General features: G+C 40.0%; 17 protein-coding genes, 2 tRNA genes and 1 rRNA gene. 10 read left to right on the top strand and 10 right to left on the bottom strand.

Translation table 11 applies throughout. From position 1 onward, the window contains the following. Positions 1–87 precede the first annotated feature (87 nt). The 5 genes from ppx to MMY79_RS16285 are packed head-to-tail and all read left to right on the top strand — an operon-like array spanning position 88 to position 5187. Entirely contained in the window at positions 88–1608 is a 1521-nt protein-coding gene (gene ppx / locus MMY79_RS16305) for an exopolyphosphatase (RefSeq protein ID WP_107880774.1), read from the top strand. Positions 1609–1626: 18 nt separating this feature from the next. After that, entirely contained in the window at positions 1627–2448 is an 822-nt protein-coding gene (locus tag MMY79_RS16300) for an acetyl-CoA carboxylase carboxyltransferase subunit alpha (protein WP_013198918.1), read from the top strand. After that, positions 2385–3788, top strand: a complete 1404-nt coding sequence (tilS, locus tag MMY79_RS16295; protein ID WP_289781516.1) for a tRNA lysidine(34) synthetase TilS — start codon at positions 2385–2387, stop codon at positions 3786–3788. Before MMY79_RS16300 ends, tilS begins: the two co-directional genes overlap by 64 nt. After that, positions 3760–4596: a pyrroline-5-carboxylate reductase gene (proC, locus tag MMY79_RS16290; RefSeq protein ID WP_252613549.1), complete on the top strand. Its 837-nt coding sequence runs from the start codon at positions 3760–3762 to the stop codon at positions 4594–4596. Before tilS ends, proC begins: the two co-directional genes overlap by 29 nt. A gap of 21 nt (positions 4597–4617) precedes the next feature. Beyond that, positions 4618–5187, top strand: coding sequence for a YggT family protein (locus tag MMY79_RS16285; RefSeq protein WP_004794512.1), 570 nt, complete (start codon positions 4618–4620; stop codon positions 5185–5187). A gap of 53 nt (positions 5188–5240) precedes the next feature. On the opposite strand, the gene polA is transcribed toward MMY79_RS16285, so the two are convergent. Beyond that, positions 5241–8012 carry a DNA polymerase I gene (polA, locus tag MMY79_RS16280; protein ID WP_252610270.1) on the bottom strand — a complete coding sequence of 924 codons (2772 nt, stop codon included), beginning with the start codon at positions 8010–8012 and terminating at the stop codon, positions 5241–5243. 154 nt (positions 8013–8166) lie between these two features. Here polA and MMY79_RS16275 point away from each other — a divergent pair, with 154 nt between their 5' ends. After that, positions 8167–10971, top strand: coding sequence for a DUF2339 domain-containing protein (locus tag MMY79_RS16275; RefSeq protein WP_252610268.1), 2805 nt, complete (start codon positions 8167–8169; stop codon positions 10969–10971). Here MMY79_RS16275 and MMY79_RS16270 read toward each other — a convergent pair. Next, positions 10961–11878, bottom strand: coding sequence for a mechanosensitive ion channel family protein (locus MMY79_RS16270; RefSeq protein ID WP_174743639.1), 918 nt, complete (start codon positions 11876–11878; stop codon positions 10961–10963). The two genes, MMY79_RS16275 and MMY79_RS16270, sit on opposite strands and share 11 nt — an antisense overlap. Positions 11879–11887: 9 nt before the next feature. Further along, positions 11888–12709: a hypothetical protein gene (locus MMY79_RS16265; RefSeq protein ID WP_252610266.1), complete on the bottom strand. Its 822-nt coding sequence runs from the start codon at positions 12707–12709 to the stop codon at positions 11888–11890. A gap of 96 nt (positions 12710–12805) precedes the next feature. Here MMY79_RS16265 and gspE point away from each other — a divergent pair, with 96 nt between their 5' ends. Further along, complete coding sequence (gene gspE / locus MMY79_RS16260; RefSeq protein ID WP_252610264.1) at positions 12806–14296, top strand: type II secretion system ATPase GspE; 1491 nt, start codon at positions 12806–12808, stop codon at positions 14294–14296. A gap of 57 nt (positions 14297–14353) precedes the next feature. On the opposite strand, the gene MMY79_RS16255 is transcribed toward gspE, so the two are convergent. The 7 genes from MMY79_RS16255 to MMY79_RS16225 form a co-directional block, all read right to left on the bottom strand. Then, positions 14354–14785, bottom strand: coding sequence for an organic hydroperoxide resistance protein (locus MMY79_RS16255; RefSeq protein WP_002117290.1), 432 nt, complete (start codon positions 14783–14785; stop codon positions 14354–14356). Positions 14786–14873: 88 nt separating this feature from the next. Continuing rightward, complete coding sequence (locus MMY79_RS16250) at positions 14874–15311, bottom strand: MarR family transcriptional regulator (protein WP_252610262.1); 438 nt, start codon at positions 15309–15311, stop codon at positions 14874–14876. 165 nt (positions 15312–15476) lie between these two features. Next, positions 15477–15851: a DUF4951 domain-containing protein gene (locus MMY79_RS16245; RefSeq protein ID WP_016139199.1), complete on the bottom strand. Its 375-nt coding sequence runs from the start codon at positions 15849–15851 to the stop codon at positions 15477–15479. Between the two features lie 14 nt (positions 15852–15865). After that, positions 15866–16690: a carbon-nitrogen hydrolase family protein gene (locus MMY79_RS16240; RefSeq protein ID WP_252610260.1), complete on the bottom strand. Its 825-nt coding sequence runs from the start codon at positions 16688–16690 to the stop codon at positions 15866–15868. Between the two features lie 26 nt (positions 16691–16716). Continuing rightward, positions 16717–17238, bottom strand: coding sequence for an anti-anti-sigma factor GigB (gigB, locus tag MMY79_RS16235; protein ID WP_002117273.1), 522 nt, complete (start codon positions 17236–17238; stop codon positions 16717–16719). 102 nt (positions 17239–17340) lie between these two features. After that, positions 17341–18309, bottom strand: coding sequence for an RsbU family protein phosphatase GigA (gigA, locus tag MMY79_RS16230; RefSeq protein WP_252610258.1), 969 nt, complete (start codon positions 18307–18309; stop codon positions 17341–17343). A gap of 109 nt (positions 18310–18418) precedes the next feature. After that, complete coding sequence (locus MMY79_RS16225; RefSeq protein ID WP_252613548.1) at positions 18419–19222, bottom strand: VacJ family lipoprotein; 804 nt, start codon at positions 19220–19222, stop codon at positions 18419–18421. A 648-nt stretch (positions 19223–19870) separates the two neighbouring features. Here MMY79_RS16225 and MMY79_RS16220 point away from each other — a divergent pair. The 3 genes from MMY79_RS16220 (at position 19871) to MMY79_RS16210 (ending at position 21676) form a co-directional block, all read left to right on the top strand. Then, positions 19871–21408: ribosomal RNA gene (locus tag MMY79_RS16220) — 16S ribosomal RNA — on the top strand. A 59-nt stretch (positions 21409–21467) separates the two neighbouring features. Beyond that, positions 21468–21544, top strand: a tRNA-Ile gene (locus tag MMY79_RS16215). A 56-nt stretch (positions 21545–21600) separates the two neighbouring features. Continuing rightward, a tRNA-Ala gene (locus MMY79_RS16210) sits at positions 21601–21676 on the top strand. The last annotated feature ends 187 nt before the right edge of the window (positions 21677–21863 follow it).

Below are 21863 nucleotides of genomic sequence, written 5' to 3'. Positions count from 1 at the left end.
TGACAGTTAATTGTTGATGAAAATGGCTTTTCAATTGCATTCGTGTGAATTACTCTAGGCGTGAATTGTTATGGGTTTAGTTCAATAATGTCTGACTTTTTGATTGATGAAGAATTACTTGCCGCCATAGATATGGGGTCGAACAGCTTTCACCTTGCAATTGCACGGGTAGATCATGGTGAAGTTAAAAAAGTTGCTTCGATGTCAGAAAAAGTACAGCTTGCAGCTGGTTTAGATGAAAATAAAAATTTAACGGAAGCTGCTCAACAGCGTGGTTTGGCATGTCTAGCCCGTTTTGTCGGAAGATTGAGTTCTGTTCAACCTAATCGTTTACGAATTGTGGCTACTAATGCCTTGCGTCAGGCAAAAAATGGTCATGAATTTATTCAAAAAGCTGCAGAAATTTTACCTAAACCTATTGAAATTATTGCGGGGAGAGAAGAAGCCCGTCTGATCTATTTGGGTGTATCGCATACCATGGCCAATGGTGGGCGTCGCTTGGTTGTTGATATTGGTGGTGGTTCTACCGAATTCATTATTGGTGAAGAGTTTGAACCTATTTACACTGAGTCATTACAAATGGGTTGCGTGGCTTATACAACAGCCTATTTTTCTGATGGGGAAATTACCCAGAAATCATTTGATAAGGCTGTAGTTGCTGCTCGTAAAGAACTTTCTGCTATTGCAACGACTTATAAAATGGAAGGGTGGGATACAGTCGTTGGTTCGAGTGGAACGATTAAAGCCTGTCGCCAAATTATGGTTAATATGGGCTTAAGTGATGAACAAGAAAATGTCACTCGAGAAGGGCTATACAAACTTAAAGATAAATTGCTTAAGTTTAAAAATGTTTCTGAAATTGATTTTGAAGGATTAAGAGAAGATCGACGAGCAGTTTTGCCAGCCGGATTGGCAATTTTGTACGCAGTTTTTGAAGTTCTAGAAATTGATCGTTTGGCATATTCTGATGGTGCATTACGCGAAGGTGTCATGTATGACCTGTTAGGTCGATTTAAACATGAAGATATCCGTGATCGTAGTGTACAGGCCTTAATGGGGCGTTATAACGCAGATCCCAAGCAAGCAGAAAGAGTTGTAAATACAGCACAACAATTATTTGATGGTGTTGCGAAATCTCTTAATTTAACCAGTGAAGACAGTGACTTACTGCGTCGAGCTGCTTATTTGCATGAAATTGGTTTAGCAATTAGTCATGGTGGTTATCATCGCCACGGTGCTTATTTATTACAGCACTCAGATATTCCAGGTTTCTCGCAAATTGATCAAAATCATCTTTCACATTTAGTTGCTCACCATCGTCGTAAATTGCGAAATGATGTAAAAAACGAAATTTTGAAGGCTGGTGGTCATAAATTACTTTACTTAAGTTTATTACTTCGCCTAGCAGTTTTACTCAACCATAGTCGAAGTGATCAGATGCTTCCTGCCATTGAACTGACCATCATAAATGATCAACAATGGCAGCTTAGTGTTTCTGGTGATGCCAAACAATGGCCATTGTTAGTTGCCGACTTGCACGATGAGCAAGAGCAGTTTAAGCATTGGGACATTGAATTGAATATTCAGTCGGAAAAATTTATCGATTAAAGGGATAATATTCGACCTATGAAAAAATCTACTCAGTCCAAAGCTTGGACAACGGTTCAAATTGCACGTCATCCTGAACGTCCGCAGTTTCTAGATTATGTCGGTGAAATCTTTACAGAGTTTGACGCCTTGCATGGTGATCGTTTGTTTGGTGACGATGGTGCGATGGTAGGTGGTCTTGCTCGTTTTGACGGTCAACCTGTGATGGTCATTGGACAACACCGTGGTCGTAGTACCCGTGAAAAATTAAAGCATAACTTCGGTATGGCTAACCCTGAAGGTTACCGTAAATCTCAACGCCTATTAGATATGGCTGAGCGTTTTAATCTTCCGGTCTTCACGTTTATTGATACGATGGGTGCTTACCCAGGTGTTGGTGCTGAAGAGCGTGGACAAGCCGAAGCAATTGCAACGAGTCTTGCTCAACTTTCAAGCTTGAAAGTTCCTGTTGTTGCAACAGTACTGGGTGAAGGTGGTTCTGGTGGTGCTTTAGGTATTGGTGTTGCTGACAGAGTCATTATGTTATCGCACAGTATTTATTCTGTGATTTCACCAGAAGGCTGCGCATCTATTTTATGGAAAACTGCTGAAAAAGCGGCTCAAGCGAGCGAAGCTTTAGGTTTAACAGCAGACAAATTACAATCTCTAGGTATTGTTGAATATGTAGTAGATGAAGGCGAGGGGGCACATTTAGACCCTGAGCAAGTTATGCAAAACCTAAAAGTAGTTCTGAAGCAAGCTTTGGATGAATTGCTACCACTGGAAGCAAATGAACGATGCGAAGCACGTTATCAACGTTTAATGAAGTTTGGCAGCGCAAATTTAGGCATAATGTCTTAAAGCAGGCTCAACTATTTTCAGAAAATAGTTCTTTTCTTATTGGATGTAGTGGTGGCATGGATTCTATGCTGCTGCTACATTTGATGTCTCAAATTTTCCCTCAAAAGATCCGAGCAATCTATATCGATCATCAACTGCAATCACAAAGTGCAGAGTGGGGGAAATTAGTCGCTGAACAAGCTACTCGTTTAGATATTCCTTTTATTATTCAAAAAGTTCAGGTTACCGATGGGAATCTGGAAGCTCAAGCGCGTCAGGCACGTTATCAAGCTTATCGACAGCATTTGCAATCCAATGAAACTTTAGTACTTGCTCATCATCAGCAAGATCAGGCTGAAACGGTCATATTACGTTTGTTATCGGGTGCAGGTGTTGATGGATTAGCGGCTATGCAGTCTGTGGATTACCGTGTAGACATGACGATTTGGCGTCCTTTTTTAGATTTATCTCGTGAGCAAATTGCTGATTGGACTACTCAACTTGAAATTGAGTATATAAATGACCCGACAAATTACGATATTCATTATGATCGGGCGTGGTCGCGTGAGGAACTTTGGCCATTTTTACAAAAACGATTTCCTAAAATGCAGCAAGCACTGAGCCGGACCAGCTATTTGATGCAAGATGCTTCTGAAATTTTAGAAGAAGTTTTGAAAGCTGATTTAAAGTATTGTGGTACTGCTGAGTGTTTAGACTTAACTAAACTTTTAGATTTATCAGCTGCCCGTCAACGTCAATTGCTTTCAGTATGGATGAAAGGTGATGGGCAATATCGACCTGCATTTGAAATGGTTGAGCGTTTAAAAAATGAAGTGATTGATTCAAAGTCCGATGCACAAGCTGCATTACACTGGAACCAATTTCATTATGTCCGTTATCAAAAAGATCTTTATAGGTTGAGTAAGCAAGTTTTTCTTGCTGAAAAATTAAACCCTGTTGAAGTAGAGTCGGAGCATCATTTCCAAATGGGGGAAATAGTGCATTACGCTTCAGGGCATTTTCAGATTACACAAAAAAATATCGGTTTGGCTCCATCTTTATTAAATGAAAAATTGACAATAGTTCGACGTCAAGGCGGTGAAAAAATCCATTTATATGGTCGTGTTGGCCAGTGGCCGTTAAAAAAAGCAATTCAAGAAGCACATATTTTGCCTTGGCTTCGTCATACAATTCAAATATTAGTCATAGATAATGTTATGCTTGGGGTTTTTACACCGAAAGGATTTTGGTTGGCTCAGTCTCCGTATTGTGAGCAAGGAGGATGGCAACCAGATTTAATTTCTTATTCTTGTAATCTGGTAAATGGCGAATATGGTTATGGCAAGTGCAGTAAATTGTAATATCTGTTTTATTGGTGGCGGTAATATGGCCCAAGCTTTAATTGGCGGGCTCATCTCAAGAGGTTTACCACCGACACGTATTACTGTTTCAGATCCTGTTGAACAGATCCGTCAATTATTACAAGAGAAAGAGGTTCACGTAACACAAGATAACGTGGCTGCAATTCAAAATGCTGATGTTGTCGTACTGGCGGTAAAGCCGCAAGTTTTGGCGACTGTTTTACGTCCGTTGAAAGGTCTTTTATCAGATAAATTGGTCATTTCAATTATTGCTGGTGCTGAAATTCAAACGATATCAAACTTAATTGATAGCAATCGAATTGTTCGCGTTATGCCGAATACACCAGCTCTGGTTCAAACTGGCGCGCACGGTATCTATGCAAATGATGTAGTCGGTGCTTTGGATCGTGAATTAACAAGTCAGATTTTAGCGGCCACAGGTTTAACAATTTGGGTAAACTCCGAAGCTCAAATTGATGCCGTAACAGCAGTTTCTGGTTCAGGCCCTGCATATTTTTTCTATTTGATGGAAAGTATGATCCGTGCGGGTAAAAATTTAGGACTGGATGAAAAAGTTGCAACCGCGTTAACTCTTCAAACAGCGCTAGGTGCAGCTCAAATGGCAATTACCAGTTCAAACACTCCATCTGAACTTCGTAAGAATGTGACATCGCCAAATGGTACAACACAAGCTGCACTTGAAGTTTTTGACCGTGCACAAATCTCCCAAAATATTCAATCTGCATTGGCTGCTGCTCAGAAGCGTAGCCAAGAATTGGCTCAAGAATTGAGTGACAGTGCGAAATAGCTTAAATAGGATAAGACAACTATGGGTGCAAATTCTGCGCTAATTTTTGGAATTTTAATTAACGTCGCGATTTTATTGGTCTTTTTCCGTTTTTTAATGCAATTGGCGGCAGTAAGTCCTTATAATCCTGTGGTTTTATCGACCGTAAAGGCGACTAAAATTGTTGATATTTTTGGCCGAATTTTTCCGACGGTCGCAAAAGGCCGGTTTAATTTAGCTGCGTTAGCTCTTTTAATTATTTTATATTTACTGAAAATTTTCGGTGTAATGTATCTTTCTGGCTCTATGCCAAATAGTCCGATTCATTTAGTGATTCTGACATTTGTGACTATGATTCAGGACTTGATTCGTTTCTGTCGTTATTTAATTTTTGCAACAATCATTTTGAGTTGGGTGGTTATGTTCACCCAATCTCGTTCACCTTATATTGAGGTGATTCAAGATTTAGCTGAACCATTACTTGCGCCATTCCGTCGTTTATTGCCTAATATGGGAATGATTGACTTATCGCCAATTTTGGCTTTTTTGGCGCTCTATATTGCCGAAATTTTAATGAATGAAGTTGCTAAAGTTCTCTTAACTGGTCTTTAAGCTAACTCAATAAAAAGGGCTGTATTTCACAGCCCTTTTTTTATTTCTATTAATTAATGGGCGTCATCCCAGTTTTGTCCTTGTCCTACTTCAACCACTAAAGGCACGGAAATTTCTACAACAGATTCCATGACTTTTGCGATTTGCTTCGAAAGTTCTTCAGCAATGTTTTGATCGGCTTCAAAAACTAATTCATCGTGTACTTGAAGAAGTAACTTGGCTTGATCTTTTGGCAAGATTTTATCAACTTCAATCATTGCAATTTTAATAATATCAGCTGCACTACCTTGTAAAGGTGCATTGATGGCAGCACGTTCGGCAGCCTTACGTACCATCACATTTCGTGCATCAATATCTGGCGTATAAAGACGACGGCCTAAAATAGTTTCAACAAAGCCTTGCTCTGATGCAACTTGACGTGTGCGTTGCATGTATTCATAGATACCAGGGTAACGTTGGAAATATTGCTTAATATAGTTTTGTGACTCTTGACGTGTGAAACCTAACTGACGAATCAAGCCAAACTCAGACATACCATACAGTAGACCAAAGTTTACTGCCTTGGCTTGGCGACGTTGATCATTGGTCACATCTTCAATTGCAATACCCAATACTTCTGCTGCAGTACGGCGGTGAACGTCTTGACCGTGCTGGAATGCATGTACTAAAGCATCATCTTGAGAAAAATGTGCCATTAAACGTAATTCAATTTGCGAGTAATCGGCAGCCAATAGAACTCGGCCTTCTGGTGCAATGAATGCTTTGCGAATCTGACGGCCGATTTGTCTACGAATTGGAATATTTTGTAAATTAGGATCGGAAGAGGAGAGGCGGCCTGTCGCTGTGAGTGCTTGGTGATAGCTCGTATGTACACGGTGCGTATCATTATGAGATTGCTCAACCAGACGGTCCGTATAGGTACTTTTGAGCTTTGCCAAACCACGATGTTCTAGAATAATTTCCGCTAAAGGATGTTCAATTTTTTCTAAAACACTTTCACTGGTGCTGTATTGTCCAGTTGCAGTTTTTTTACCGCCTTTGATTCCTAATTTATCAAATAGGATTTCACCTACTTGTTTAGGTGAAGCAATATTAAAAGTTTCATCTGCAATTTCCATGGCCTTGTTTTCAAGACCTTCCATAGTTTTTGCAAATTCAACACTTAATTTATCTAAGAAAGCATGATCTAAACGAATGCCATCTTCTTCCATGCCTGACAAAATTCGGGCAACTGGCATTTCGATGTTATATAAAATATTTTCTAACTCAGGAAATGGCTTAAGTTTGTTTGAAAGTACTTCATACAAACGATAGGTCACATGCGCATCTTCTGCTGCATAGTGAGCAGCAACTTCAATCTCAATTTGATTAAAAGTTTTCTGCTTTGCACCCTTACCAGCAATTTGTTCAAAGGTGGTGGTTAAGTGGCTTAAGTAGACACGAGCTACATCATCCATGCCATGACGAGTTGCTGCCGCATTTAGTACATAAGATGCCAGCATGCTATCGAAATACCAGCCTTTTAGCTCTATACCGTGGTTTGCAAAAATGTGTGCATCATATTTAAGATGATGACCGATTTTTTTAACCGCTTCATTTTCTAATACAGGCTTAATTTGAGCCAGAATTTGTTCACGGTCCAGCTGCTGCGGTGCATTTTCATAATTATGCGCTAAAGGCACATAATAAGCGTCTTGTGCATCAAAGGCGATTGAGAAACCAACCATCTCGGCAATACGGTAATCAAGACTTGTAGTTTCTGTATCAATGGCAAAATGATCAGCATTTTGCATGCGTTGCAAGAGTTGATCCCATGCTTCTTGAGTTAAAACAGTATGATAATTTGCAGTTCCAAGTTGGTCATCTTGACTGGTTAAGCTTGCCTGATCTTCGGTTTCTATAGCGTCATCCGGTTTAACTTCATCTTGAACGACTACTTGTGAAGCTTGTTGTTTATAAGTAGAGCTGTTTGGATTATTCGGATGATCAAGTGACTGTAACTGATTTCTAAATTCAAGCTCAGTATATAAGTTGCGTAAAGCATCAACATTTGGGTCGATAAGCTTTAATTCATGCCAGTCGAGTTCTAAAGGAAGATCACACACAATGCTTGCTAGCTGGTGATCAAGCTTAATATTGTCTAAATTATCTTTGATATTCTGGCTAATCTTGCCTTTAAGCTGGTCTGCATTGGCAATGATATTCTCTAAAGTGCCATATTCAGTCAGTAATTTAGCTGCTGTTTTTGCACCTACGCCTGGAACCCCCATAATACCGTCGGATGCATCACCCATTAGCGTTAAATAGTCGATAATCTGATTTGGCCAAACGCCAAATTTTTCAAATACACCGTCAGTGTCCATTACGCGATCTTTAAAGCTATCTTCGAGTTTTACATGATCATTGACAAGCTGAGCCATGTCTTTATCTCCAGTTGAGATAAGCACATGATGGCCTTCGAGCACGGCACGTTTAGCAAGTGTCCCGATAATGTCATCTGCTTCTGCACCCGGAAGACTATATAAAGGAATCCCTTGAGCTTTAATCAATGCATGTAAATATGGAATCTGTTGAGATAACTCTTCGGGCATACTCGGGCGGTCACCTTTATAGATCGGTGAAAGCTTATGACGGAAAGTTGGCTCAGGCGTATCAAAAATTACGGCCATATGCGTCGGTTGCATACGACGCATAAGTTTTTGAATCGCAGAAATTGCTCCACGTATTGCATTGGTATGTAACCCTGTAGAGGTCGTCAATGGTGGTAATGCATGATATGCACGAAATAAAAAATAGGACCCATCAACCAAGACAAATGGTGGCATTGAACAATTCCTTAATTTGAATTACGGGTATTTTACGTGAAAACGGCTATGAATGCAGGATTATGATTTTTGCAGTATTTTGTATGTATAAATATACGCTTGTATTGGCTTGAAGTAAGATGACATGTAATGAAGGTGTCATATTGCTAAGCCCATGTATAAAAAAGACAAACAGGGAATGATCATTGTTTTGATCGCTTTGACTTTGTTTTTAGCCATTTCAATTGGTTTTAAATTTCAGAGTGCTGTTGTTGCTTTATCTATTGCACTTATTGTCATACTGGTTCAGCTATTATCAAATCTGCATCAGCGTCTGTCTCATTTAGAACAACAGTTTTCTCAGCAGAAAAAACCACTTTATTCTATTCATACGCAAACAATAGTGATTTATGCGGCTGCCTTGGTTGCATTAGTTGCTTATATGAATCACTGGATGTGGATTGCTGGCGGGGCATTACTGGCTTTATTGCTATGTTTGATTCAAACAATTAGTGCATTTCATACTCGACTGTTGTATCTCGAGTCGGCAAAACAAACTGTTCATGTAAACGATACTCTACAAACAGAAGTTATACCTCCAGCGGTAGTGCAAGTTGATTCCAATAATGTTGATACGCTAGCCCCAACTGAAACAGCAATTTTAAATGAAACAGAACAACCGGCCCATGTACAGAGTACATGGTGGCAACCAGCAGTCGACTGGATGGTTCATGGCAATCCAATTTTAAGAGTTGCTGTCGCTGTGTTGATGGTTGGGGTGGTGTTGTTATTGCGTTTCGCAAGTGAGCACTGGCAACTTAGTTTAGGTGTAAAACTTGGTTTTATTGCAATTGCTGGAGGTGTATTAACGGCATTTGGATATAGTTTGCAAAAGAAAAATCAGCTTTTTGCTGTGGCATTGCAGGGTGTAGGACTAGCTGTTGTATTCCTAACACTCGTGTTCTCGCATCATTTTGGTGTAATTGCTAACCTCACGACAGCGAGTATTCTGTTTGCGATATTATTGGCTATTACGGTATTCCTGAGTTTAAAACAACAAGCTATTTATTTGGCAATTTTAGCACTCGGCATGGCTTATGCGGCTCCTTTGGTTATTCCACAATATCGTCCAGATGTAGTCTTCCTATTTAGCTACTATTTGGTAATTAACTTAGCAGTTGCTGCGGTTAATTTTATTCAGCCTTGGAAAATCTTAAATCAGATTGCTTTCTTTGCCACGATGTTTATTGGTGGTAGTGCAATAGGTTTTTATGCAGAACCAGCAAAGTTTGACACATTAGACTGGATTTTATGGCTACATATAGGTTTGTTTATTTGGCTTAGTGTTCGTTATAGCCAAAATATATCTCGAGTTTCAGCACGTGAACAACAAGAAGGCATTCGTTTACCTCCTTTGCTAGATGTAGGCCTTATTTTTAGTGTGCCTGTACTAGGTTTTACGCTACATGCCTATTTGGTCCATGAGTCTACTCAAGCGTTGACGATTGGTGCTGCTGTTCTGGCTGGTACCTATGCGGTATTAACTTTCTGGATCAAAAAGATCCATCCTCAACTTTCAGTTCTTGCCAAAAGCTTTTTCATCCTCGCCGTCGCATTTTTTGCTTTAATCTTTCCACTCGCGAAAGGGGCACATTGGACTGCGATTGGTTGGGTTGCTCAAGGTACGGCCCTCATTGTATGGGGGGTAACTGAGCGCTACCGTTTGAGCCGATATATTGGTGTAATTTTAGTTTTACTCAGTTCAGTTGCATTGTTTTATCAATTTTGGGCGAATGAAGAGTTCCCGACTCTAAGCACAAGCATTTATGCAATTGCCCAATTCATTTCTGCCTTTTATTTATTGCAATACAACAGTAAAGAGCAACACTATTTTAGTGCCAGCATGTTTAGCGGTATTTTCTTGTGTTTAGGGGTGTATGCGGGTGCTATCGCTGGTATAGAAATTTTGACATGGCAACATCACGGCTTAAGTCCATATTTGATGATTGCGATATTATTATTATCAATATTTAGTGTAGTGGTTCATTATAAACTAAGGGTTCAATGGCAGAGTTTACAGTTAGGTTTAATTGGCCTGTTATTATTGTTAATTCTAGGTGAAGCCTTTACCAGTCAAGTATTTAGCATATTTAAATGGCCGAGTATATTACAGCAGGGTACTTTTCTCATCGCAGCAATGCTTCTTAGTGCTTTATTCATTATGGCTCAACCGCAATCAGATCAGTTTGTATCTTTAAAAGTCTGGTCTGGTTTGAGTTGGTTGGCATTAGCGATGGTTGGTTTAGCAATTTTTCCACAAATGCCACTTGTTGCTCTGGCTTTCGTTCCTGTGGTTTATTCCCTTTGGGCGTATAAAGCTTATAAAACGACACTGTTACATCAAATTCCAGTGTGGTGTTTAAGCTTACTCTGGTTGCTAGTAGTGAGCGTAGATCGGCATTCTGCAGAGTACCTTTACTTTGTTCCTTTGATTAACTTAACTGACTTCCTTTCAATTTCAGTATTTGCTGGTCTACTCTTTATTATTTATCAGCATGCTTTTGATCAAGATAAATCACTGGAGTGGACTTTTAAAATTACAACAATTCTAGTGGGATTGTTGGTATTCAGTAGTGTGGTGGTCAGAGGCTTGCATCATTACTGGGCGACACCACTCTGGAGCGCTGAAATTTGGACAAATGGCTTGGTGCAGTTAAGTTTGACATTGCTCTGGGTTATTTTGGCATTCATTTTAACCACGTTCTCAAGCCGAAAAATGATTCGTCAATTATGGTTTGTAGGTGCTGCGCTTTTAGGGATTGTCGTATTAAAGCTGATTTTGCTTGATCTATCGCAAAGTGCGACCTTAACTCGAGTCATTTCATTTATTGGAGCGGGTGGGGTAATGTTGATTATTGCTTATCTTGCGCCATTACCACCATCATCCGCTGTACAGAAAAATGAAGAGCCTAAGCTTTAGGCTCTCGATTTAATTCTTTTTGATTACTGTATTGATCGATATCATCTTCAGCAAAAACATTAGATGGTCGATCAATCAATCCCATTTTAGGAACAGGAATTTCAATTCGGTTATCTAAAAATCCATTTCGAATTCTTTCTTGCATTTCATCTCGAACTTTTAAAGAGTTCTCTTGTCGACACCACATTGTAAATAAAAGCTCAATTGATGATTCTCTGAATGCAGTAACTGTAACAGCGGGTTTAGGATCATCTAATACAAGAGGATAATGAGCTGCTACGTTAAGTAGAACCTCGCGAACTTTAATGATGTCTTCATGGAAGTTAATTGCAAGTGTAATTGGAATACGCCGTATTGGGTATTTAGATAAGTTGTGTACAGGAGCACGAATGAGTTGTTCGTTTGGCAAACGAATATAGACATTGTCTAATGTAAGCAGCTTAACTGAAAGCAAATCAATCGAGATCACTTCGCCTTCGATGGTATTACCACGAATCAGGGTAATCTGAATCGTATCGCCGACTTCAAATGAACCTTCACCAATCAAAAATAAACCGCTAATCAAGTTACTGGCAGAAGTTTGTGATGCGAAACCGAGCGCTACGGTTAAAATCCCTGCCGCGCCAAGAAATACACTGAGTTTAAAACCAGCTTCTTTTAAACTCGTCATAATGAAGAGTAAGAAAATAAAATAAAAAATACCGCGGCGCCACACCAGACGTTGATGAGCATTAAAACGTGAGCCAATGGTTCTAATAAATGTATTTGAAATAATACGGGCAAGAACAAAACCAATAAAACACAGCACAACACCGACTAAAATTTCACTAATACGTTCGGTATTGATATTGGTAAATATGCTTGTGAGGCTATCAGCGATATCCTTAGGAATACTTGTATCAGCCATATAAACCTCTTAAAAGAATGAATCAAACATATTGAATAATGCACCACCAGGTGAACGTGGCGGATGAACATAAGTCACTTCACCAGCAAGAGGGGGAGTACGATTTTCAATACGAATGCGTGCAGGACGATCAGAACCTTCATAGTAAACTTTAATTTGAGAAGTCCATAAACGACCGGTACTTTCACTATAAAAAAGAGGCAGAGCGGTAACGGGCACGTTCATGCGGTCAAAACGCAATTGATGATTACTGGTGTTGTGAAAATCAATTGGAGTTACAGCACGAAAAGCTCGAGGTGTTAACAGGTTTAAATCGGTACGCCCATCTACAGAAGTGGCATAACAAATTTCACCTTGCTGAGCATTTGGGCCAAACCATGTATCTTTAGGCTGAATCACAGGAATCTCAAACAAAGGCTCATGCTGACTTTCAACTAAACCTGCAATCCATAGTGGTGTACTAATATAAAGAGTTCCGCGTTGACCTGCCGGAATGTAGATAGGATCAACGGGTTTAATTACTACAGATCGGTCTGCCAGACGTGGCATGAGTAAAAATTCTGGGTTAGTTTTCCGAAACATGTAGCGTTCTACTTGAACATTATGTGGAAAGGCAAAATTCGGGTCGGCAATTGGGTGCCAATCTTGCTCATTATCGTCTTGAAGAGATGGGCGATAATATTCGATACGCCATTCTTTTATACCGCGCGTTAGACGAAAAAGCATTGAACCAAATTGCCATGCTTTAGACTGATTAATTTCAAAGCGCTGCTCTCCCCACCATTTTAAGGAATTCTGGGGGCGAGGCTGATATTCATTATTTTCAAACAAGACGTAAAATTCCTCTACCGAGTTGTTAAACAGACTTCACGCTGTAATCTGCTTAGAGTACACTCAAAATCATCTTACTCATCATTATAAATTGTGATGCAAATATTGAAACAAATACAAGTTCCATATAGTTTTGCCAAGCGTCATGGTGTTTTATTTCGTTATGACGGTGATCAAGTATTTATTATTAGACGTCAAAACACTGAAAAAATTGCATTGCAGGAAGCAAGACGAATTCTAGGTAAGCCAGCTCACTTCCAATTATGTACTGAACAAGAATTTAATACGCTCTTAAGTACAAGCTATGCAGGTGATACAGGGGAATCACAACAAGTTGCAGCAGGTTTAGAAGATCATCCAGATTTATTAAGTTTGGCCGATCAGGTTCCTGAAACAGAAGACCTAATGGACCAAGAAGATGATGCTCCAATTGTTCGTCTTATTAATGCGCTACTTTCAGAAGCAATTCGAGTAGGAGCTTCTGATATTCATATTGAAGCTTTTGAAAAGAAATTATCTGTACGATTACGTGTAGATGGTCAATTACGTGAAGTTGTACAGCCGCGCCGTGAGTTGGCGCCGTTGCTGGTTTCACGTATTAAAGTCATGGCAAAACTCGATATTGCAGAAAAGCGTGTGCCGCAAGATGGGCGTATTTCTTTACGCCTTGCTGGTCGTGAAGTAGATGTCCGTGTTTCGACTTTACCATCTTCGCATGGTGAAAGGGTCGTAATGCGTTTGCTCGACAAACAAGCTGGTCGACTTAATATGATCCATTTGGGTCTAATGGCAAATGACTATGAGCGTCTAACTCAGTTAGTACATCGTCCTCATGGAATTATTTTAGTCACAGGGCCTACAGGCTCGGGGAAAACGACGACCTTGTATGCAGCCTTATCTGATCTAAATGACAATACACGTAACATTTTGACAGCTGAAGATCCGATTGAATATCAACTTGAAGGTATTGGGCAGACACAAGTTAATACCAAAGTGGATATGACATTTGCTCGTGCTTTAAAGGCAATGTTGCGTCAAGATCCAGATGTGGTGATGGTTGGTGAGATTCGTGATTTGGAAACGGCTGAAATTGCAGTACAAGCATCGTTAACCGGTCATTTGGTTTTATCAACACTACATACCAATACAGCTATTGGTGCGGTCACTCGACTTAAAGATATGGGGATTGAACCCTTTTTATTATCGAGCTCTTTAATTGGGGTGATTGCTCAGCGTTTGGTTCGTACTTTATGTCCACATTGTATGACATGGCGTGAAGCTGATACTTTTGAAAAACAGGTTTTTCAACATATTCATAATGAACCATTGTTGCAGTTACCTGAAGCCAAAGGATGCGATCATTGCTCACATTTAGGTTTCAATGGACGTACAGCTATTTATGAAATCGTGCCTGTTGATGAGCCTATGCGCCGTTTGATTCACGGAAATGCAGCTGAATTTGAATTAGAAAATCATGCTCGTCAGTACTCTGGTTCTATTCGCGATGATGGTTTACGTAAGGTGCTTTCAGGTAAAACTACACTTGAAGAAGTGCTTCGAGTAACCAATGAAGCAAGTGAAGCATAATGTGTAAGATGTAAAAAAATGCCCGATAAGATTCGGGCATTTTTTAAACTTAAAGAATTACTCAGTTACAATATTAAAAGTTACATCAATATTATTACGAGTTGCATTTGAATATGGACAAACAATATGAGCTGCTGCAACTAATTTTTCAGCTTCTTCACGGTCCATGCCAACCAAGTAAACATTTAAAGTCACTTCGATGCTAAAACCTGTAGGAATTGGACCAATACCTACTTCGCCTTCTACATAAGCATCTTTGCTAATATTGAATTTATCGCGGTTTGCAACAAATTTTAAAGCTCCTAAAAAGCATGCTGAATAACCAGCTGCAAATAATTGCTCAGGATTTGTTACAGCACCACCAGCGCCACCCATTTCTTTAGGTACGCCAAGTTGTACATCTAATACACCGTCTGATGAAGTTGCACGGCCATCACGACCACCGGTTGCTTTAGCTTTTGCACGATAAACAACTTTTTCTAATGACATCGTTTTTATTCCTAAAATAAATTGAATACAAATATATCGTACACGACTTAATTATTTTGACAAGTATATTTTTTGAAAAAATTGCTGTTTATTTAACTAGGTTTGTGCGGAGTTTGGTAAGTTGATCTTTTAGGTCCAGTAGCGTTGTCATATCGCATGAACTTGCCTCTAATACTTCGGCTGGAATATTCATTGCCTGATCTTTTAATTTTTTCCCTTCATCGCTAAGCGTAATAATAACTTGGCGTTCGTCTTGCGTTGAGCGGGTGCGATGAAGAAAGTGTAGGGCTTCTAATTTTTTCAAAATAGGGGTGAGGGTGGATGATTCTAAAAAAAGCTTGGTGCCAATTTCTGAAACAGTCACTTCATCCTGTTCCCACAAAACTAACATCACCAGATATTGAGGATAAGTAATACCCAAAGGTGTTAAAAGTTTTCGGTAGAGCTGATTAAGAGCTAAATTTGTTGAATAGACGAGGAAACATAGTTGATTCTCAAGCTTTAAGTTTTGACAGTCTTGGTCCATATATTCCTCAAAGAAACTCATATTGCTTTTGTAGTATATCGTGTTCTATTCAGTTTCTTAAATGTTCATAAGAATAGGTTATGAATAAAGTAAATTAAGAGACATAAAAAATGGAATAATTACATCAATTATTCCATAAGATAAAAATATTTTAGATAAAACTGTCTACCACAGATCTGCAATTTTCTTCATTAAACGTGCACGATATTTAGCGGTCGGATTATTTACGCTACGTTGTTGCTCTTGTTCATAAAAATCTTGCCAAGCAGTAATCATTTCAAGCGTTGTTCCTTGTTTTTTAATCATAGAAACATCTGCTGGCTGAATATTTTCTAAACGTTGTCTTGCACCTTCTGCGCCCGTTCCCCATCCAATTATTCTCTGGCCAAATGCAGGCAAAGGAATATCTTTAGGGGTAGAGGGAAGAATATCTGATTTGAGCTGCGCCGTTGGTGAAACGAAATGATTTGTTGTACCAAACTCAGCATAACAATGGATATTTGCCCCCAAGCAAAAAAAGCTAAATAAGTATTTCCACATGAATAATTAAACTTTTAATAGTGAATTAATTTACGGTGTGTCATTAGAGGCATTGAAGAGCGGACGAGATCTTGTGCTGTTAAATCAAAGGGTACAGTGATTAAACCATTTCCTTCATTTTCAATCATACTTAAAATTTGACCACGACTATCTGTTGCCCCAGAGTGTCCCCAGGTTTGTCGTTTTTCACCATGCCAGCCCTGTTGTGCTGCACCTAAAACATAACATTGGCTATCCATTGCTCGAGCCTGTAGCAAAAGCTGCCAGTGCATTTGTCCAGTTGTGTAGGTAAATGCAGCAGGGGCAGTAAGAATATGAGCGCCTTGTTGTCTTAACGTTAGAGCAAGCTCTGGAAAACGCAAGTCATAACATACCATTAAGCCAATATTGCCAAAAGGAGTAGATGTGACTACTACGTCTGTTCCCGGTTCAAAGAAACGAGACTCCTGATAACCACCAACAGCATCACCGACTTGTACATCAAATAAATGGATCTTGTCATAACGCGCTTCTGTACGCTCAGGGCTAATACAGAGGCTAACAGTTCTGACGCGACCATCTTGAATAGTGGATCCATCTGGACGAAATGGGCAGGGCAAGGTGCCAGCCACAATCCAGATTTGATATTGATGTGCTAATTTCTCAAGCCTTTGTTGAATAGATTCAAATTGCTCAGCGGTTTCACGTTGTTTTCCAGCAGCAAAACATACAAAGTTTTCGGGGAAAACAATCAAACTGGCATTTTGCGCCTTGCTCTGCTGAATCAAAGACTCAATGACTTGAAAATTATTTTCAATATCATCTTGAGAGTTCATTTGAGCAACAGAAACGAGGGTCATATTCTAATCCGGCTTAATGGTGAAAATCAGGCATTTTGCTTGTCTGATACCTGTTCAAGCGTATCTTGTTCTTTCTGTAACTGCTTCACAAGTGGCTCAAACATATTCTGATTGTTTGCATTGAGTTTCATCAATGTCTTATGTGCATCCAGAACAGTTCTTAGCATCGCATTATGAGTGATTTGTTCATCTGTTAACGTTAACGTGCAAACATTAGGATCACCACAATAATTCAAAATGACAAAAACCTGCCCTAGCCCCATACTGTTGGCTAAGGTTGTGATATCTGGATTGGTAGATAGCATTACAGCTTGAATATGATGAGTTTGTTTCAGCTTTAAGCCTAGCTTAGCTAGAATGCCTAATACAGTACTATCAATAAATGTTGTTTGGGTTAAATCAACGATTGCACCTACAACATTCTCTTGCTGTTCAATTCTGTTTAAAAGTTTGTCTAGACTTATACAAGAATGGGCTCGCACTTCACCAATAAGTTTGAAAATATGCGTTCCATTTAAACTTGCATATTCAACATGACCTGTTGACATATAAATGCCATTTTCAGAGAAGGATAGAAAAATTATCACATAGTGCCATCTCAGACTCAAGAGTCCTTAAGTCGTATATTATGTAATTAATTGATTCGTAAATTAATTCATTCGACAAAGACTGAAGATGGCAATATCGTCAGCCACATGATCGGGTGCTTGAAATGATTGATTTTGCAAATGATGGACCAATTGTTGGAACTGATCGTTTAAACCGCCATCAAAAGGTTCGAGGGCCCCGTCCGAGCAAACAATGAAGCGAGCTTGTCTATTTAATGTACAAACATGCTCTTCAACTTCGAGTTCGTCAGTTAAACCTAGTGGGAAACTGCTCGTTGTTAGAATTTTTGGTGCCTGATTAGGCTCAAAAATGATAGGAGGAGGGTAGTGCCCAGCACTTGACCAGCGAAGAGTATGTGTTTCAAGGTTTAAAATACCCACCACAATCGTAATGTGCTTTTCGATATTCTCTTGAACTAACATTCCGTTTAATTTTTTTATTAATTGTCTTGGAGTTTTAGAACGACCATGAAATGCTGCCATCCATGATGTTAATAAACTACTGGTTACACCATGACCTGAAACATCAGCAAGATAGAATAAAACTTCTTTATCATTTAATTTCCAATAATCGTACCAATCACCGGAAAGATAAGCTGAAGGCTGAAAGAAAGTTTCGACTTCATAATTTAATAAATCAATTGGATTAGGCAATAATCGTTTTTGCAGTTCAGCAGCTGAAGGTAAATCACGACTATCTTGGTTACGCTTATATTGAGCATCAATTCTTGATAGGGCTTTATTTAAATCACTAGGTAACTGATTCCACACCCAGCCTGCAAGAGCACCTGCTTCCCATGCATGCGCTAAAGCAGCACCTTCGTGTTCAAAAGCAATGACCACAGTGGGTAAATTCCACTTATAAGTTAGGAAATCTTGTACATCTGCAATTGCGATGATGGTTGGATCATATAAATCTAAATCATCTATGTTAATGACTTGTAAGCCTGGCAGTTTATCCAAAGCTTGCTCTAAATAAGGGATAGAGCGTGTCGGTTTAATAAAATACATAGAAGATATGGTAGTCCTTTTATATGATCACTTTATTCATCATAGAGTATGTATGATCAAAATCAAGGTATTGCCGAACTCTCAATCCAAGCAATACCTTTATTTCACCTTAAGGGTTTGGATTCTCATCTGGTGTATCTTCTGAGTCATCATCAATGAAAGACACATCAGCTGAGTTGCCCTTTTTCTCGGCAATCTGGAATGCTTTACGCTGGAGATATAAGTCTCGAATCATGGCATATTGATCACCCTGTAAGGTTTGATCTAAATCTAGATATTGAGCGCGTGTATCAACAGCTTGTAATAGGTTACTCGACCAATAAAGACCTTCTTGATCATCCATAATATATTTTTGAGGACGAGCTTGAGCATCTACTGCTAAACCAAAACCATCACGTAAGGTACTTGGACCAAAAAAAGGCAACATAAGAAATGGGCCGGAAGGAACGCCATAGTACCCTAATGTTACACCGAAGCTTTCTTCTTCTGGCGGTAAGCCTAAGCGACTGGCTGGATCTGCCAAACCAAGAGTAGTTAGAGTGTTAATCGTAAATCGACCTAAAGTCTTTGCTGCGCGGCTTGGTCTTCCTTGAATGAGCTGATTAACTGCATTCCATGGTTCACCAAGATTTTTACGAAACTGACGATAAGAGCCTTGAACATCTTCTGGGGTCTTTTCTCTATATTGAACGGCAACTGGACGTAAAAAATTGCGGTCCAACATATCATTAAACGAATAAATTGGACGGTTCAATGACTGCAAAGGATCTTTAACTAAATCTGGTTGTGCTGCATTTGCATTAATTTTTAGATCTTTAACTTTAATATTTTTTAAATCTTTAATAATTTGTGAACGGGGATGGTTTGGCCCTGTTTCTTCTAATGAACTAACATTAGTAGATTCACTTGTCATGTTTTCTTGAGCGTATATAGAAGTGCAAACACCTACAGATAACATGCTTAGTAAAATTAAATTAGAATAATTCATATAATTCCTTAACCACCAGCCAGGCTAATACTTAATGTGCAGTTGGATGGAGATATGCTTTAATATAAAATTGATAACCTATTATCAATGTAAAATTGATCAAATAATATAGATAAAATGCTAAAAAGGCTAAAAAATAAGCATACGATAATATTAAATTAAAAAAGGGGTTGCCAATGAGATTTAATGGTCTATAATGCACATCCATCGGCGGTGATGCAGATAAGAACTTGTTGAAAAACAGTTACTTGGAATTAAGTTGATTACTTTAGGTAGTGAATTTGAAGAGAAGTTGGTTTTGAGAATAAGTTTTAAAAATATCGAAATTACCTGTTGACTTTTAAGAGATTGAGAGTAATATAGCCGACCTAGCTTGCTGGTGACGAACCAGGAAGAAGATCATTAAGAAATTATGAAGAACAACTTGTGTGGATTTTTACTGATTGATTGATCGAAATATTATCATTGATTGATTGGTTTAAATTACTCGAAGTTTATTTGAGCGAAATTTAAGTCAGAAAATTGATGAGCCAGAATTGGCACCTTGTCTTTAATAAGGTGCAAAATGATTTTTAACTGAAGAGTTTGATCATGGCTCAGATTGAACGCTGGCGGCAGGCTTAACACATGCAAGTCGAGCGGAGTGATGGTGCTTGCACTATCACTTAGCGGCGGACGGGTGAGTAATGCTTAGGAATCTGCCTATTAGTGGGGGACAACATTTCGAAAGGAATGCTAATACCGCATACGTCCTACGGGAGAAAGCAGGGGATCTTCGGACCTTGCGCTAATAGATGAGCCTAAGTCGGATTAGCTAGTTGGTGGGGTAAAGGCCTACCAAGGCGACGATCTGTAGCGGGTCTGAGAGGATGATCCGCCACACTGGGACTGAGACACGGCCCAGACTCCTACGGGAGGCAGCAGTGGGGAATATTGGACAATGGGCGCAAGCCTGATCCAGCCATGCCGCGTGTGTGAAGAAGGCCTTATGGTTGTAAAGCACTTTAAGCGAGGAGGAGGCTACTTTAGTTAATACCTAGAGATAGTGGACGTTACTCGCAGAATAAGCACCGGCTAACTCTGTGCCAGCAGCCGCGGTAATACAGAGGGTGCAAGCGTTAATCGGATTTACTGGGCGTAAAGCGCGCGTAGGCGGCTAATTAAGTCAAATGTGAAATCCCCGAGCTTAACTTGGGAATTGCATTCGATACTGGTTAGCTAGAGTGTGGGAGAGGATGGTAGAATTCCAGGTGTAGCGGTGAAATGCGTAGAGATCTGGAGGAATACCGATGGCGAAGGCAGCCATCTGGCCTAACACTGACGCTGAGGTGCGAAAGCATGGGGAGCAAACAGGATTAGATACCCTGGTAGTCCATGCCGTAAACGATGTCTACTAGCCGTTGGGGCCTTTGAGGCTTTAGTGGCGCAGCTAACGCGATAAGTAGACCGCCTGGGGAGTACGGTCGCAAGACTAAAACTCAAATGAATTGACGGGGGCCCGCACAAGCGGTGGAGCATGTGGTTTAATTCGATGCAACGCGAAGAACCTTACCTGGCCTTGACATAGTAAGAACTTTCCAGAGATGGATTGGTGCCTTCGGGAACTTACATACAGGTGCTGCATGGCTGTCGTCAGCTCGTGTCGTGAGATGTTGGGTTAAGTCCCGCAACGAGCGCAACCCTTTTCCTTATTTGCCAGCGAGTAATGTCGGGAACTTTAAGGATACTGCCAGTGACAAACTGGAGGAAGGCGGGGACGACGTCAAGTCATCATGGCCCTTACGGCCAGGGCTACACACGTGCTACAATGGTCGGTACAAAGGGTTGCTACCTAGCGATAGGATGCTAATCTCAAAAAGCCGATCGTAGTCCGGATTGGAGTCTGCAACTCGACTCCATGAAGTCGGAATCGCTAGTAATCGCGGATCAGAATGCCGCGGTGAATACGTTCCCGGGCCTTGTACACACCGCCCGTCACACCATGGGAGTTTGTTGCACCAGAAGTAGGTAGTCTAACCGCAAGGAGGACGCTTACCACGGTGTGGCCGATGACTGGGGTGAAGTCGTAACAAGGTAGCCGTAGGGGAACCTGCGGCTGGATCACCTCCTTAACGAAAGATTGACGATTGGTAAGAATCCACAACAAGTTGTTCTTCATAGATGTATCTGAGGGTCTGTAGCTCAGTTGGTTAGAGCACACGCTTGATAAGCGTGGGGTCACAAGTTCAAGTCTTGTCAGACCCACCATGACTTTGACTGGTTGAAGTTATAGAAAAGAAGATACAGAACTGATGATGTAAGCTGGGGACTTAGCTTAGTTGGTAGAGCGCCTGCTTTGCACGCAGGAGGTCAGGAGTTCGACTCTCCTAGTCTCCACCAGAACTTAAGAGAAGTTCGGATTACAGAAATTAGTAAATAGAGATTTAGATCTTAGTTTATTAACTTCTGTGATTTAAGTATCACGGTATTAAGCATGACCTGACGAAGGCGTGTTTATTCATTAACAGATTGGCAAAATTGAGTCTGAAATAAATTGTTCACTCAAGAGTTTAGATTAAGCAATTGA

The organism is Acinetobacter sp. XS-4, from assembly GCF_023920705.1.
Taxonomy (GTDB): domain Bacteria; phylum Pseudomonadota; class Gammaproteobacteria; order Pseudomonadales; family Moraxellaceae; genus Acinetobacter.
Note: the sequence above shows the minus strand (reverse complement) of the source record. Positions and strands in the feature narration are given on the sequence as shown.

Coding starts and splice junctions, on each gene's coding strand:
- MMY79_RS16270 (WP_174743639.1), bottom strand. CDS start 11,878: ATGGCTGATACAAGTATTCCTAAGGATATCGCTGATAGCCTCACAAGC.
- polA (WP_252610270.1), bottom strand. CDS start 8,012: ATGCCACCATTTGTCTTGGTTGATGGGTCCTATTTTTTATTTCGTGCA.
- MMY79_RS16245 (WP_016139199.1), bottom strand. CDS start 15,851: ATGTGGAAATACTTATTTAGCTTTTTTTGCTTGGGGGCAAATATCCAT.
- MMY79_RS16250 (WP_252610262.1), bottom strand. CDS start 15,311: ATGGACCAAGACTGTCAAAACTTAAAGCTTGAGAATCAACTATGTTTC.
- MMY79_RS16275 (WP_252610268.1), top strand. CDS start 8,167: ATGTATAAAAAAGACAAACAGGGAATGATCATTGTTTTGATCGCTTTG.
- proC (WP_252613549.1), top strand. CDS start 3,760: ATGGTTATGGCAAGTGCAGTAAATTGTAATATCTGTTTTATTGGTGGC.
- MMY79_RS16240 (WP_252610260.1), bottom strand. CDS start 16,690: ATGACCCTCGTTTCTGTTGCTCAAATGAACTCTCAAGATGATATTGAA.
- tilS (WP_289781516.1), top strand. CDS start 2,385: ATGCGAAGCACGTTATCAACGTTTAATGAAGTTTGGCAGCGCAAATTT.
- MMY79_RS16255 (WP_002117290.1), bottom strand. CDS start 14,785: ATGTCATTAGAAAAAGTTGTTTATCGTGCAAAAGCTAAAGCAACCGGT.
- gigB (WP_002117273.1), bottom strand. CDS start 17,238: ATGTCAACAGGTCATGTTGAATATGCAAGTTTAAATGGAACGCATATT.
- MMY79_RS16300 (WP_013198918.1), top strand. CDS start 1,627: ATGAAAAAATCTACTCAGTCCAAAGCTTGGACAACGGTTCAAATTGCA.
- ppx (WP_107880774.1), top strand. CDS start 88: ATGTCTGACTTTTTGATTGATGAAGAATTACTTGCCGCCATAGATATG.
- gspE (WP_252610264.1), top strand. CDS start 12,806: ATGCAAATATTGAAACAAATACAAGTTCCATATAGTTTTGCCAAGCGT.
- MMY79_RS16285 (WP_004794512.1), top strand. CDS start 4,618: ATGGGTGCAAATTCTGCGCTAATTTTTGGAATTTTAATTAACGTCGCG.
- MMY79_RS16225 (WP_252613548.1), bottom strand. CDS start 19,222: ATGACAAGTGAATCTACTAATGTTAGTTCATTAGAAGAAACAGGGCCA.
- gigA (WP_252610258.1), bottom strand. CDS start 18,309: ATGTATTTTATTAAACCGACACGCTCTATCCCTTATTTAGAGCAAGCT.